The organism is Sphingobacterium chuzhouense (assembly GCF_014692525.1).
GTDB classification, from domain to species: Bacteria; Bacteroidota; Bacteroidia; order Sphingobacteriales; family Sphingobacteriaceae; genus Sphingobacterium; species Sphingobacterium chuzhouense.
This window is the reverse complement of sequence record NZ_JACNYL010000002.1, coordinates 465,762-481,001: the sequence shown is the minus strand read 5'-3', so window position 1 is coordinate 481,001 and position 15,240 is coordinate 465,762. Positions and strand designations below refer to the sequence as shown.

11 protein-coding genes are annotated in these 15,240 nt (G+C 43.5%); 5 read left to right on the top strand and 6 right to left on the bottom strand.

What is annotated here, in order from left to right; translation table 11 throughout:
- Window positions 1-6 precede the first annotated feature (6 nt).
- The 4 genes from H8B21_RS08380 to H8B21_RS08365 all read left to right on the top strand — a co-directional run bounded on the left by H8B21_RS08380 (window position 7) and on the right by H8B21_RS08365 (window position 6,261).
- Window positions 7-3,327: a SusC/RagA family TonB-linked outer membrane protein gene (locus tag H8B21_RS08380; RefSeq protein ID WP_190313335.1), complete on the top strand. Its 3,321-nt coding sequence runs from the start codon at window positions 7-9 to the stop codon at window positions 3,325-3,327.
- Between the two features lie 21 nt (window positions 3,328-3,348).
- On the top strand, window positions 3,349-4,674 hold the full coding sequence (locus tag H8B21_RS08375; RefSeq protein ID WP_190313334.1) for a RagB/SusD family nutrient uptake outer membrane protein: 1,326 nt from the start codon (window positions 3,349-3,351) through the stop codon (window positions 4,672-4,674).
- 78 nt (window positions 4,675-4,752) lie between these two features.
- Window positions 4,753-5,469, top strand: coding sequence for a LytR/AlgR family response regulator transcription factor (locus H8B21_RS08370; protein WP_190313333.1), 717 nt, complete (start codon window positions 4,753-4,755; stop codon window positions 5,467-5,469).
- Between the two features lie 18 nt (window positions 5,470-5,487).
- Window positions 5,488-6,261, top strand: a complete 774-nt coding sequence (locus H8B21_RS08365; protein ID WP_190313332.1) for a tryptophan-rich sensory protein — start codon at window positions 5,488-5,490, stop codon at window positions 6,259-6,261.
- Here the strand turns inward: H8B21_RS08365 and H8B21_RS08360 are convergent.
- From H8B21_RS08360 to H8B21_RS08340, 5 genes are all read right to left on the bottom strand, one after another.
- Window positions 6,258-6,950 carry a DUF2490 domain-containing protein gene (locus tag H8B21_RS08360; RefSeq protein ID WP_190313331.1) on the bottom strand — a complete coding sequence of 231 codons (693 nt, stop codon included), beginning with the start codon at window positions 6,948-6,950 and terminating at the stop codon, window positions 6,258-6,260. The genes H8B21_RS08365 and H8B21_RS08360 overlap by 4 nt on opposite strands.
- 152 nt (window positions 6,951-7,102) lie before the next feature.
- Window positions 7,103-7,927 (bottom strand): hypothetical protein, encoded by an 825-nt coding sequence (locus tag H8B21_RS08355; protein ID WP_190313330.1) that lies wholly within the window; start codon window positions 7,925-7,927, stop codon window positions 7,103-7,105.
- 139 nt (window positions 7,928-8,066) lie between these two features.
- Window positions 8,067-8,828 (bottom strand): LytR/AlgR family response regulator transcription factor, encoded by a 762-nt coding sequence (locus H8B21_RS08350; protein WP_190313329.1) that lies wholly within the window; start codon window positions 8,826-8,828, stop codon window positions 8,067-8,069.
- Window positions 8,829-8,830: 2 nt separating this feature from the next.
- Window positions 8,831-10,588 (bottom strand): tetratricopeptide repeat-containing sensor histidine kinase, encoded by a 1,758-nt coding sequence (locus tag H8B21_RS08345; RefSeq protein WP_190313328.1) that lies wholly within the window; start codon window positions 10,586-10,588, stop codon window positions 8,831-8,833.
- A 143-nt stretch (window positions 10,589-10,731) separates the two neighbouring features.
- Window positions 10,732-11,865, bottom strand: coding sequence for a metallophosphoesterase family protein (locus H8B21_RS08340; protein WP_190313327.1), 1,134 nt, complete (start codon window positions 11,863-11,865; stop codon window positions 10,732-10,734).
- A 151-nt stretch (window positions 11,866-12,016) separates the two neighbouring features.
- Between H8B21_RS08340 and H8B21_RS08335 the strand changes: the two genes are divergently transcribed.
- Window positions 12,017-13,141 (top strand): lipid II:glycine glycyltransferase FemX, encoded by a 1,125-nt coding sequence (locus tag H8B21_RS08335; protein WP_190313326.1) that lies wholly within the window; start codon window positions 12,017-12,019, stop codon window positions 13,139-13,141.
- 169 nt (window positions 13,142-13,310) lie between these two features.
- Here H8B21_RS08335 and H8B21_RS08330 read toward each other — a convergent pair whose 3' ends face one another.
- Window positions 13,311-15,230, bottom strand: a complete 1,920-nt coding sequence (locus H8B21_RS08330) for an ABC-F family ATP-binding cassette domain-containing protein (RefSeq protein WP_190313325.1) — start codon at window positions 15,228-15,230, stop codon at window positions 13,311-13,313.
- Window positions 15,231-15,240: the final 10 nt, after the last annotated feature.

Genomic DNA, 15,240 nt, shown 5'->3' with positions numbered 1-15,240 from the left:
TTTCTAATGTATAGAATAGTAATTATTTTGATGATATGCTGTGTGCATATAAGCCGGGCACAGGATATAACAAGGTTGGAAGGGCGCGTGCTGGATGCGGTAACCAACCAGGCAATTGCGGGTGCCGCCGTTACGGTGGACCGCTCGACGGTATCAGAGCAGACAGGGGTCGCAGGACAGGTCCAACAGTCGGTATTGGGGGCCATAACCGACAGTAAGGGCGAATTTGTGCTGGAGTTACCAAATGATGTAAAAGTCGTGACCATTTCTTTTATGGGGTATGAAAGTTTGCGTGTGGGAACTTATCAGGGACGGAAAACGTTTCTGCTTCAACCAGACGATAAAGCCTTGGAAGAGGTGATCGTGACGGGTTACAGTGATATCAAGAAGCGGAAGAATACCACAGCTTACACGAAAATCGATGCTGAAAAAATCAAGCAGTCGGGCGTGGCGAGTATCGAACAGATGCTGGAAGGACAGATACCGGGTATGCAGTTTTCCAATTTAAGCGGTGGACCAAACGGCGTATCGCAGATCCGTATCCGGGGTACGGTTTCGATGAATGGTACGCAGGATCCATTGTGGGTGGTTGATGGCCTGCCTGTAGAAGGCACTGAGCTACCGAATCGCCTGGATAAGGACGATATAAACACGCTAAGAAATCTGCCCATCGCGGGGTTAAATCCGGAGGATATCAAAGATATCACGGTATTAAAAGATGCTGCGGCTACAGCAATCTATGGTGCACGTGCCGCGAATGGCGTAATCGTGATCACCACCAAACGTGGACAAGCGGGGCCAGCAAAGGTCAGCGTTTCTGCGAATACGTTTGTGACGCAGCGTCCCGACTTCGACCGGTTAAATTTGATGAATGCCTCACAAAAAGTAGATTTTGAACTGGAAATGGCGAAGCGCGCTGATCTGACTTACCGGTCAAACAAAGGTGCCATAGCTCGTTTACTAACGGCATCTAATGAATGGGAGAGCTACCGTACGGGAGGTTTAGGTGCATTGTCACAAGATACGCGAACGGCTATTGATGCGCTACGCAATCAACAGGGTTCTTGGGCAAACGACTTGTTTAGAACGGCTGTCAATCAGCAATACGCCGCCTCATTAGCTGGTGGTGGTGAGGTTCATCAATATTACCTTTCTGCAGGCTATTTTGACGAAAAAGGAAGCACATACAACGTGGGGCTGAAACGCTATACGTTGACGTTAAACAACGATTTCCGTATAAATAGCCGAATGAAGGCCGGCGTAAATCTGATGGGGGCGGTTAGTGACAGGCACAATCCGGTACAGGATCAGGATGCATTCACCAATCCAAGTTATTATGCGCGTACCGTAAATCCATACCTCGCTATTCGAAATGAGGATGGCTCGTATGTGTACGATCCGGATATTGAAGGTTACGAGGGTGATACATATATACCCTTCAACGCGATGGAGGAACGCGATAATACGCGGTATAGTTTAGCGAACAAAAGCTTAAAAGCGATTTCTTTTTTGCAGTATGATATTCTCCATAATTTGAATATTCGCTCCGAGTTGGGTTTGCAGTTCGAGGAAATAGGTACGGAACGGTTTATGGATGAAGAAAGTTACTTTAGACGTAAACGCTATCGTTCTACCCGGTATGGCGGAGATAAATTCTTTTTACCCGATGGTGGTCTGATCGAAAACACGTCTACCAGTGCTTTTCAATATAATTGGAAGTCTTTTTTAAATTACAACACGACCTTCGGTGAACGCCATGAATTAGATCTTATGGGCGGTACGGAACTTCGACGGAGTAAAAATACAATGATATCCACCAAAGGCTTTGGCTTTAATCCGGTAACATTAACAACTAAACCTCTAATTTTTCCGAATACAGGATATGAGAACAGTGAAATTTTTCGCCAATATGCGAAGGGAATTAACGAGACTTCGTATGCTTCGTTTTTTGCGAATGCCACCTACACATTGGACCGGAAATATAATCTATTCGGGAGTATTCGTTACGACGGGTCGAACATGTTTGGTGTCGATCCAAAATACCGGTTTCTACCAATTTGGTCGCTCGCTGGATCGTGGATTGTAACCGAAGAGTCGTTCATGGAAGCCATACCGACGATATCGAATTTGCGTTTGCGTGCATCTTACGGTATACAGGGAAACATCGACCGGAATACCTATCCTTTTTTCGTAGGGAAATACAACAACACGACGATATTACCGGGTTCAAACGAAGGAACGATCGTGATCGATATACCGGCAAACGACAAACTGAGATGGGAAAGAACACAATCTTGGAATGCAGGGCTGGACATGGGCTTGTGGTCGGATCGTTTGAATGTGACGGTAGACTACTACAATCGGCATAGTACGGATGTGATTGGTGTTAGCCAGCTTGCGCTAGAAAATGGCTTTGCCAATATCCAGCGGAATTGGGCAGCGGTGAAAAACGAAGGTATTGAGCTGATGATTTCCAGTAGGAATATCGTGCGTGATCGCTTTGAATGGGGAACAGATTTTAATATTGCACACAATAGCAATAAGCTGACAAAAGTATTGGCGGATCCGAAGGCGTACGTTCCTGAACATCAGGAGGGCTTCCCGATCAATTCCGTATTCGTATTGCCGACTGCGGGGATAGATGCCGATGGTTTGATGCAGTTTCGGGGAGCGGCTGGCGAAACGGTAGCGTTCGAGGAGTTTTATGGTCTCTCTGATCCGTGGGCTGATTTTCTACCCGGCTATATGGTGTCTACAGATCTTACAGCGACGAGTTACCGAAGCAAATTTCGCTATTTGGGGAATGGGGATCCGAAGTTTGTAGGGGGTATGACCAATAGATTCCGTTTCGATCAGTTTGACTTAGCAGTATCAGCCGTATTCAATCTGGACCGGTGGATGCGTGATACGCCACCGTATAATCCGGCAAGTCTGGATCGGGGTATGAATCAATCCAATAGGGTAATGGATGCCGTAAATGGAAACGGTCTACCTGGTTTGGGTAGCACGAATATAGATGATAATGCCCGTTGGATTGCATATAGCTGGATGATGGATAATGATCCTGCTAGATCCTTCGGATATTACGATATCTGGGCAAAAAATATGAGCTACGTGCGCATCAACAGTATACGCCTGGGGTATAGCATGCCAGCAAAAATCGCTAAACGTATAGGTGCGGGTAGCGTTCGATTTAATGTGGAAGGCAGAAACTTATTCGTTTTCGGTGATTCGTATGACGGTTATTTCGATCCCGAAACATTTGGAAACTTCTATGCGCAGCCGATAACCAAATCGTTTACGTTTGGTTTATCTGCTCAGTTTTAAGGCTTTTTAGTTAGGATAGATATGAAACGAAAATTAATTTACTTATATATAGTTGTTGCGGGGATACTGTTACAGTCTTGCAATAAATACTTGGATATACAGCCTGTAGGTACGGTTGTACCTTCAACCGAATCAGACTTTCGCGCGTTGTTGACTATGGGTTATGCAACGTTCCCATCACATAAGTCTTTGTTGTTGTTACGGACGGATGAACTGATCTTGGATCCGTATTCCGATGACGTAGATGCGTTACGGGATATCTATATTTGGAATGATGAATCACCGGCGCCTACGACATTGTCGTATCCTTGGGAACAGTTTTATAAAAGTATCTTTTATGCGAATTTGTTATTGACGGAAATAGATAGCAAACTCGGAGATAATGACGTGACAAAACAAATGAAGGCGGAAGCCTACTTGTTGCGCGCATATGGTCACTTCGAACTGCTAAACTGCTATGCTCCCGTGTATAACGAAGCAAATAAACAGCACAAAGGGGTGCCCATCGCTGAGAAAATTGATCTGGAACAGAATTTTCCAGTAAGTACGATGGAGGAGGTATATACTTTTATTACGGCCGATATACAGCATGCCATGGCGCTGCTGCAGACCGCCGACCAACCTTCGAACCACCGCTATCGTTTCAGCAAACGGGCGGTTCATGCTTTCGCGGCGCGTTTACATCTCTATCGTTCAGAATGGGGACAGGCGCTATCGGAAGCGCAGGCGGCTTTGGCGATAGAAGGCGGGCTGGTAGATTTAAACATAGACGAGGCTTTGTTGCCCAATGATTTTGAATCGGTGGAATCTATACAAGCTTTAGATAATCCGATGACAGCGCAGGTAAATAGTAGCACCAGTGTTTCGGAGGATATGCTGGCACTCTACGATAGGGTGAACGATAAGCGTTTTGCACGCTATTTTGAAGAAAAATCCGGCGGCGAGTATAAATCGCGTAAGGGGGGCAACAATAAATTTAAGGTCAGTTTTAGAAATGGCGAGCTTTATTTGATTGTTGCGGAAGCGGCCTTACATAGTGAACGTAAAGAGGTGGCTTTGGAAGCCTTACAGACCTTGGCAAAGCATAGACTAACGGGAACAGCAGCCACCGAACAGACGGCTGATCTAAAAATGCGTTCCGTCTCTGAACTATTGAATTTCGTGCAGGTGGAAAGAGCACGGGAGTTAGCGTTAGAAGGGCTGCGCTGGTATGATCTGAAACGTTGGGGGCGCCCCGAAATTCAACACGTGTTTCTGGATAAGACATACACGTTACAAGCGGGAGATCCGCGATATACCATTCGCTATCCAAAGGAAGCGGTAGAGAACAACCCAGAGCTACTCTAGCATACGCGTAGTGGTAACTATATGAAAAATCCCTTATGCGGTCATCGTAGCATAAGGGATTTTTTCTATTTTTACCGTATGGCTTGGCAAATACTTGTTGTAGAGGATGAAGAATGGGCGTGGGATAGTCTTCGCGATATGTTGGCGCTGTTGTTACTAGCCGAAAATCCCAAGTTGATTCGGTTGGATACTGTCCGTGATGCTGTGAACTGGTTACGTAATAACAGTCCGGACCTGATCTTTATGGATATACATCTGGCAGACGGTATCAGCCTAGATGTGTTTAAACAAGTACCGGTATCGGCGCCTGTTATTTTTACCACAGCCTACGACGAATATGCGCTCGATGCCTTTCAGAACCAAGGTTATGCTTACTTGTTGAAACCTTTTGATCAAGAAGATATGGAACAGGCTATCGCAAAGGTAAGAAAATTGCTGCCTTCGGATGAACCACATTATAAAAGTCGATTTCTGGTCAAATATGGTATCCATCTCAAATCGCTCCCCGTAGATGATATCGCCTACTTTATGGCGGAAGATAAAACGTTATTTGCGGTCGAGAAAGCTGGGGGACGCTATATTATCGAGGATACCTTGATGGGGATAGCCACAAAACTGGATCCGGCATTTTTTTTCCAGATAAACCGAAAATTTATGGTGCATATCGATGCCATCGTATCAATGCTGAAAATAAGCCGTGGTCGTGTAAAAGTAAAACTTGTCCCCGAACATGATGAGGATGTGATCGTTAGTCAGGAACGTTCCTTTCTCTTCCAGGAATGGCTGGGGCGGTAGACGAAAAATAAAATTAATATGAAAACATTTCTTCCGATAGCTAATGGCCTCGCTTTGATCATCACGATCTTTGTCAATTATTTAGGTAATGCAGGAATCTTTAACGGTAATACCATGGCGACGGTGTCGGAGAGATATGCCAATTTTTTCACACCGGCTGGATATGCATTTTCTATCTGGGGGATTATTTATCTCGGACTATTAGGCTTTGTTCTTTATACGGGACGCGGCCTCTTCACGAAAAAGGAAACGGATCCCATACTTTTCAAAATACGTTGGCTTTTCGTGTTTACTTGTCTTGCGAATTCTCTTTGGGTGATGACGTGGTTAAATGATTATATAGGCCTTTCTGTTATCATCATGGTGTTTCTTCTTGTTGGCCTGTTAAAAATCATTTTGGTTACGCGAATGGAATTGGATTATCACCCACTCAGAAGATACCTTTTCATATTTTGGCCTTTCGCGCTGTACGCTGGTTGGATCTCGGTTGCATTGATTGCGAATATAGCTGCTTGGCTCACGAAGATAAATTGGGATGGCTGGGGCATTTCACCCGTGACATGGACGGTCATCATGATAGGTGTCGCGGGCTTGGTGAATGTGTTTATGATTGCTACGCGCAACCTTCGTGAATATGGCTTGGTTGGTATCTGGGCGCTGATCGCGATCGCAGTAGCTAATAATGCAGATAATGGAAGCAGTACCGTTGTTTATGCTTGCTATATTGTCGCATTTGTTATCCTCATAGCCATTGTGGCCAATGCGTTGAAAAGCCGTAGGATTTCTTTCTAAAAGCTATGTCGCCAGCCTATGTTCAACCATAGTGTATTTATGGCATCACGTTCCATAAGATTGCTTGCACGGTAATCGAGTCCGGCCTCTAGCTGATCGTCTTTGGAAATGTTATAACCCAATGCACTGGAAAATCTAATTTCCACATGTCCTGTGCCATCTTGAAAGGAACCCACGTATTCATTGTCGAAGGCGAGATAATACTCTTTAGGATCGATAGTGATACCATTTAGTGGCTGCTCGACGCCAATACTATACCGGAAGCGATATTTTGCACCCTCCTCACGCTGAAAGGTCTGGTCAGCTCGGATGCGATGTTCGAGTTGTACGACGTCTAATTGCTGTTCGGTAGTGTATTGTTCGATAATGCGGTGTACAAAACGACCGTCGCTATTGTCCCAGCGAAAGAGATAACCCGCCCCGAAATTTTTCAAAAAGCCTTTTTTTGCTGTAGCAACGAATTGGATGCCTGTATGATCAAATCCTGATCTATTGCTGGATTCCTCTAGCGGGTTCTGATACAGCAGGAAACGGTTCTGTATCTTGGCATCGATTGACACGAACTGGCTGATATCAAATTCAGCGTTGATTTGCGGTGTCGTTCCAAACCGGTTCTGTGCAAAGCATAGTGTAATAAAAAAATACGGCAATATAATAACAACCCATACCACCCCAAAGAATATCCGCATTATATATCTATTTAACAGGAGAACAGTTTCTCAGAGTTAATAGTTGCGAGATTAGAAAATAAATTGTAGGGCAGCTATCCTTGTGGGGTAAACTGCAGGAGTTGATCGTAAACTATGAAGACAAAGATGCGGAACAGACTCTTCGTGCTGCACTAAAACCCACTTATACGTAGATTGCTGATAAAGACCTGTGCATTGTTACGATAGTTTTCCGTAGATACGAAAAAGTGTTTTGGTGCTCGAGGATCTAGTACGGTAGCATCTAATACTTTATGTTCGTCCACGTAAACTTGCATTCGGCTGCCGTCTATAGACATCGATACGTGCATGATAGCATTGGCGTAGTTGCTCAATGGAAACTCAATCCTACTGCTATTCTGGTTATTATTGCTGGTGGTGTTTATTGTTTCATAGTAATATTGTAAGCTGGTATATACATTTGTCTCATTTGCCACACCATAGATATATTTCCGCGTGCTGTTGTTTTTGGAGAAACCGAAGTCTATCGATCGTATATCCTTAGCTTCATTGGCACGGGTTAAAAGATCAAATTCGAGCGTAAATTTTTGCGGTAGATGTAGTAACGTATCCAACTGGTAGGAAGCTTGATTGGCCAATTTTAACCATTTTCCCGGAGCACCACTGATTTCAACTACTGTGCCGGTACTGTTGGTTTGCCAATATCTCGCCATACGGCCCGGCGTATCGTAATCCAGGCTATCTTCGAACAATAGCACATGGCCGGCTGTGAAGGGTTCGGCATTGGTCAGGATATCAAATGTTCCCGTAGTTTTAGGACTAGCAGTCCCCGAAATATCAGCTTCTGATTTGTTTCTTTCCTCCTTTTTTTCATTCATCAGTTCGTCGACGGACTTTTCAACTTTACTCTCAACTTTGCGTTGTATTTTTTTTAAAATCTGTGCGTGGCTACTCAATGTTATGCCCAGTATGGTAATTAAAATGGTGACCTGTTTCATAGATTTTTATTTAATGTACGATAATCACAAAGCGCCTTCGTCGTGCTTCGATAGTTAAATGTAGGGTTATCGGGGGATAAAAAGGAGAAGGAAAATAGATGCTTGAGTATCCGCTACTATATTTCGAGTATTCGCCCCTTTAGAGTCGATCGAGGTATGCGAGGACGTCGGCACGTCTGCTTTGTGCTATGGGAAGAATTTCCTGATTCCGCAGGATAAGTTGGTTCGTCTTCTTTTTCAACGAGGTGATATATATTTGGTTGACGAGATAACTTTGGTGGATACGTAGAAAACCGAATCCACTTAGCTTTTCATGGTAATATTTCAGTGGTTGTGAAACGAGTAGGATGCGATTATCGGTTAGATGGAAATTACAATAGTTGTTGTCTGCAGCCAGGTATAGGATTTCACCAAGAGACACAATGTGGATCGTCTTTTGGCTCCTAAGTACCAGACGCTGTTCTGCTTCATTTTTCTGGCTGAGGTTTCGTAGAGCCTGTTCCAATTCGAGCTTTCGGAATTCATCGTTGATGGATTGCAATACACGGTCGACTGCGGTATACATGTCTGAAGGAGAAAAGGGTTTGACAACAAAATCTAACGCATTGAAACGGAACGCTTTGGTGGCATAAGTAGAATAAGCGGTAATAAAGATAATACGAGGGGTATAGGTTATCCTGTCGGAAATACGAGCGAGCCAATCGAAAGAGTTCCCATCTGGAAGGTTGATGTCTAAAATACAGAAGTCGATCTTTGCGGAAAGAAGATATTGCTCAGCTTCTGTAATTTGGTAGCAAGAGATAATCTTTATCTGTGGATAAGCCTCTTCAACGATCTCCTTTGTCATTGCCATGGTAAAGTGATCATCTTCGAGGAGTAGGCAGGTCATTTTAGGTTCCATAATCAACGCTTTGAAATTTTTGAAAGATCGAACGTAAACTCGACGCGTGTACCTGGATACGGACTATCAATATGTACCGCGTCCATGTTGAAGCTAATGAATTGAGGATGTTGTTTGTTGATTTCGTTGATCCTTTGGGTAACCAATTGTGTTCCCATGGATTTATATAGGCTATTGGAACAGTTCGGCGAGTTTACCGATATGCCTTGGCCGTTGTCCCAGATACTAATAATCAGTTTTTGTTCCGTTATGCGGATAACGATTTCAATATGAGGGTCATCTTGATCCGTAACTCCATGTTTAATGGCATTTTCGACGATAGGCTGAAGGAGCATCGGAGGGAGTTGTATAACGGAAAGATTTGCCTCAGGATCGATCTGTAACGAATACTGAAACGGCTTATGGGAAGCTAAGCGCTGCAGGTAAAGGTAATTACGTAGCAGTTCAATCTCCTCCTCAAGTGAAATCCAATCGGTATCGGAATGTGCTAAGGTCGTTCGGATTAGACGAGCGAAATTGCTCAGATATTCCATGGATGTGTTTTTATCGTTCCGATAGAGATAATGTTGCACATGCTGCAACGAATTGAATATGAAATGAGGATTCAATTGTGCGAGTAACAATTGGTTTCTCGTTTTGGAGTGCCTGAGCTCACGCTTTACATGTTCATTTTTCAAATAGAGATATGCAGCTAAGCAAATCAAAAGGATGAAGAGGATGCTTCCGGTTATAACTAGGGTGAGCTGTTGCCTCTTGGTACTGTTTTCTTGCTGCAATGATTGGATCTGTCGTGATTTTTCGACACTTTCATAAGCTTCTGTTATCTCCACAATCCGCTGCTCCAATTCTTGTTGTTGTATGGAATCTTTGAGCTGATCGTATTTCTCAAAGTATTGTAATGCGCCGCGATAATCATTTTGCAAAAGAGAAAGTTCTTTCAGGTTTTTAAGGACTTGTAACAGTTGTGCGCCTTGTGCAATAGGAAGTACGTGCAGATAAGCTCTTTTACCTTCATGTAACTTGCCGGATTGTGTTAGCGCGTAGCCTAGGTTATTGTAGGTGACGATAGAGGGGGATTGCTGCAACTTCTCCCTGATTTGGAGACTCTCCGTACTATGTGTAATGGCGGAGCTCCAATTTTTAGCTTTGATAAACAGGTTGCTCAGGTTGGTGTGGATAATGGCTTCCATCGCATCTTGATGCAACGCTCGTGCCGTTTGCAACGCCGATTGTAAGTAGGGTAGCGCTTCGTCATCCCTGTCGTCATCCATCAAGGTGTTAGCGAGATTAATCCTAATCTGTAGCTTCTTAACGGAACTTTCTGTAGCGAGGCTATCCGCCTGCTGAAGATATCTTATGGCCTCTGCGAAATTTTTGACTTGTGCCTGTAATACGCCTATTCCCATGTATACATCGGCTAGAAACGATGGTCGGTCGTTCGATTTGGCAAGTTGTAAGGCTTTTAAGTAAGATTGTAATGAACTGTCCAACTGTTGGTTCATATGCAACGCCCGCGCTATACCGAGGTGTGTTCGTAACAGTAATGTATCAGGCAATCTCTGGGATTCCGCGCTTGATAGGATACTTTTATATAAAGATCTACTTTCTTCTATTTGGCCTTTCTTAAGCAATAGATCTGCGCTATCGATTAACGTTACCTTGCTGTGGTGTTGCCCAATAAGGGTCTGTACATGCATCAATAGGAGCAATAAGAAACCTCCTAATTTTAGGAAAAATAAACTAGCGCTTTGGTTATGCATGTTGTTACGAAAAAATAATTCAAAATATATCGTGTATAAACAAAAATAATAAGATTGTTGAAAATTGCTAATATCTAATTTACCCACAGGAACTCGTCATTCCGCTACTGGAGAAATTCTTGGATAAGGCTTGGTAAACTATTTTACACTTCAGATAGCATGGACCGTTGCAATGGGATTTCGAAGGTGTCGTGTAATTTAGCTTCCACATCATCTGGCTGCGTCAACGTGTAATATGCTCCCACCAGCTTCAATCCTAAATCTGTTCTGACAATGCCCATTTTGAGGAAACCAAATTGATCATCGCAATAGGCGACCAACTGGACGTCATTGTCTACCGTTTGTATCGGCATGACCAAGGGGTTATCGCGAAGTGCTATCGAGTGGAGGACAGCATAACCACCTGCACCGGCAACAATGTAAGGTACCATGCTACCATCTGGGTATGTTTTGTGAAAGCGCTGGTAATTGTGTACGTGGCCGCTAAACACGGCATCGGGTATTACAGAAGCTTCTGCGAAGGCGTCTTCGAGGAAATCGATCATGGCTAGACTCGATCCGTGGTTCGAGTCGGCTGAGTACGGAGCGTGATGTATGCATACAATAATCGCCTGCTCGTCACGCCGGATGGCGGCATCTCGTAATTCCTCTACAAACCATTTGCGCTGCTCATTGGTAATCATACCGTGCTTGGTAACGTTTGGGTACAGACCTATAAAACGTGCAAGCGGCGTCTCCAATGTCCAATATACGTTGGGCTGTATCATGCTCTGCCGGTTGACACTGGTGTCATAAGTTATAGGACGGCTGTCGGTATCACAGAAAACATCCATAAAGGCGTCAAGGCTTTGGTAGGGACTGGACGCACTTGGATTGATGTCGCCATCGTGATTGCCGGCAATAGCAAAGATTGGAGCTGGATAATTTTTATAAGGCTTTAGAAATTGTGCTGGATATTCGTTTGCTTCGCCATAATTATAAACGATATCGCCTAAATGAAAAAAGAAGGCAGGTGATGAATCTTGATGTCCTGCAATTTGTTGGGTCAACGTCTGGGCAACTGTTGCCTGAAAATCGGAATGGCGGACACTGCCCGTGTCACCAACCATGTGGAAAAACATACTATTTTGTATTTCACTCGTACGTTTCCCGATGACCTTTTCGATGTTTAAGCGATATGGGTATTCGCCTGTAGGAACCGGTAGTGATTTGAAGTTGTGTGAATCATCATTGATATGGGCCAACACAACGGGGACATTGTATTTTTTATTTTCCATAATGCAAACATAACAAATCAATATTAGCTTCATGTTAAATGAGCAAGACTTAACATGATAATGCAGACTTATGACATAAAAGTAACCGCCGTCTCAAACATTTTGGCTATGTTCGCAACTTTTGGATTTTAAATCATCACTACAATTTTTTATGATCGCGGAATTAGAAGATAAGGATATTAAACAGGTTTATGAAACGTCCATTATCCAACAAACAGCCTATTGGTCGGAAGTAAAAAACTTACAGGGATTGCATACCAAGGCATTCAATTTTAGAACGAAGCAATCTGATCTATATACGAATAGTAAAAGTGACGCCTACTTTATAGGAGATTTATTGATTGTAATCCAGCCAATTGATAAAGAACACAGTATCGCCTACGTGCCTTATGGGCCTGAAGTAGAACCCTCGGAGGAAAATCAAGGCTCTTTTTTGGAGCAACTATCTGAAAGCTTACGGACGTTTCTGCCAGTGAAATGTATTATGATCCGGTATGATTTGCCTTGGCAATCGCTGTGGGCAAAAGACGAGAATTGTTATGACCTGCATGGCAATTGGCTGGGCGTCCCCGAGAAAAATATACAGGAGATTCGACTTAATTATAGTACGAACCATTGGCGGTTGAGAAAAGCCAATACCGATATTCTTCCTTCCAACACCATGTTCATGGATTTGCGGAAGGATAAGGACACGCTCTTCGGAAATATGAAGCCAAAAACACGGTATAATATCAACCTGTCAAAGAGAAAAGGAGTAAATGTACGTTCGTTGGGTATTGAAAGTTTGGAAATTTGGTATAATCTATATCGTCAGACGGCGACCCGAAATAATTTCTTTTTGCATGATATTAATTATTTCCGGATTGTACTTTCGGCCAGGGCAAACGATACTTCGTCGCCTGCGGATGTGTATCTACTAGTCGCGGAAGTCGAAGATAAACCGTTAGCGGCTATGTTTTTGGTCATCTCGGCTAATAGAGGGACATACCTCTATGGCGCTTCCGCTACAGAAAACCGGAATTATATGGCTACTTACGCACTGCAATGGCGCGCGATGGAAATGGCGAAGGAGCGGGGCTGTACGGAATATGATTTTTTTGGAACGGCACCAAATCCCGATCCATCTCATCCGATGTACGGACTTTATCGGTTCAAGAAAGGATTCGGTGGAGAGATGTACCATCGTATGGGGTGTTGGGACTACCCGTTGGATATGGAGAAATATAGCTATTATACTTCGATGGAATTTAAAAACCAACGTTACCATTTAAGTTAAATAGCTATATAATACAACTATACAATAACTGAACTGTCCATTCTTAACATTCAATGTCGCATCCGGAAATTTGACAACTGTAGAAATCCAATTTTTGTACTATCCTTGATGTCAAATTTCAGAAGCGACGAGGTTTTTGTGTACTTTTTTACGGGAAAAAAGTACAAGACTATCCTTCCAATTCCATGATCTCTTCGGCCAGCTCTTCCCAATTTTGTTGGAGCTGCTGAAAAGAGGCTTTGGCAGAATTATACGTTCGGGTAGCTTCTTGAAGTTTCTGGGCATCCGAATAAACTTCTTCTTTTGCTAAATGTGTTTCAAGCTCCTTCACCGACTTCTCGCTTTCTTCTATTTGTTGTTCGAGTGTTGCCAGCTCTTTGTTTTTGCGTTGAATGAGCCTGTTCTTATCTTCTGATGGGGGAGTCTTTTCTTTTTTGGGTTGTTCTTTTTCCTTTACCGCTTTCTTTTCTGTCTGAGGCTCTTTTTTCACCACGCGTTTTGCACTCCATTCCTCATACTCTTGATAAGTTCCTGGATATTCCTTGATTTCTTTATCTTCGATAAACCAAATTTTATTAGCTACCTGATCCAAAAAATAACGGTCGTGCGAAACAACGATAAATGTACCTTCATACTGCTGTAAGGCTTGGATAAGGATATTGACGGAGGCCATGTCCAAGTGGTTGGTCGGCTCATCGAGCACAAGGAAATTCGCGTCGGCTGTCAATGCTTTTGCCAATGCTACGCGCGATTTTTCCCCACCTGAAAGCACCTTGATTTTTTTGAATACATCATCTCCGGTGAACAGGAAGCAACCTAAAATGGAGCGTAATTCTGTTTCGGTATGTTTGGGAGCAAAGTTGACCAGCTCCTGTATAATACTGTTCTCGAGATGTAACGCCTCGAGTTGGTGCTGTGCAAAAAACGTTTGGGATACATTATGTCCTTTGATACTCTTTCCTTCGTACTCCTTATCAGCATCTGCCACAATGCGGAGTAATGTTGATTTCCCTTTACCATTCGCACCGATCAGCGCTATTTTATCTCCTTTTTCAATGATAGCGCTCGTATCGCGTAAAATTTCCAGATTGGGGTACGATTTGGAAATGTGTTCCAGGGTAACCACGTGCCGTCCGGAGGGTTTGGAAAATTTGAAGCTGAAATTCACCTCCGGATTATCATCGTCCACATCGTCCACTTTTTCCATACGATCAAGCGCTTTGATGCGGGACTGCACCATTTTGGCTTTACTCGCTTTGGAACGGAAACGTTCGATCAACCGTTCTTCTTGCTTGATCTTCGCCTGCTGGTTTTTAAACTGATTGCTCTGGATTTCCTCCCGCAGGGATTTCTCCTCTAGGTAGAAAGAATAGTTGCCGGCATAGATGTTCAGCTTGCCTTTACGGGATTCCACGGTTTTATTGATAATGCCATCTAGGAAATAGCGGTCATGAGAAACAATGACAATCGCTCCTTCAAATGCATGAAGATAGTTTTCCAGCCATTTGATAGACGGTAAATCCAAGTGGTTGGTCGGCTCATCCAATAACAGGATATCTGGTGCTTGTAGGAGGATACGTGCAAGCATCACACGCATACGCCAACCACCCGAAAAAGTCGCTAATGGCCGCTGTTGTTCGTCTTCCGAAAACCCCAATCCGGCAAGAATTTCATGTGCCCGAAACTCAATATTATAGCCATCGAGCGCTTCAAACTCCATCTGCTTATCGCTAAGTTTATTAAGTACTTCGTCAGAGTAGTCGGTTTCCAGTTTTTTGAGCAATACCTCGATCTCCGAATGCAATTTATTCTGCCGTTCAAAAGCTTCCATGGCGACATGTAGGATACTTTTATCGGAATGGTACGACAAGAGATCTTGGTTGAGATAACCAATCTTTAAATCTTTTGCCATGGAAATCGTACCCGAAGTCGGGGTATAATCGCCTACGATTAATTTCAGCAAAGTAGATTTACCCGTACCATTTGCACCGATTAATCCTGCCTTGTCTCCCGGTTTTATATGCCAATTGGCCTCGTCATATAATGCGCGTGAACCAATCTCGAATGTTAAATTATTAATTGATATCATTTGCTGCAAA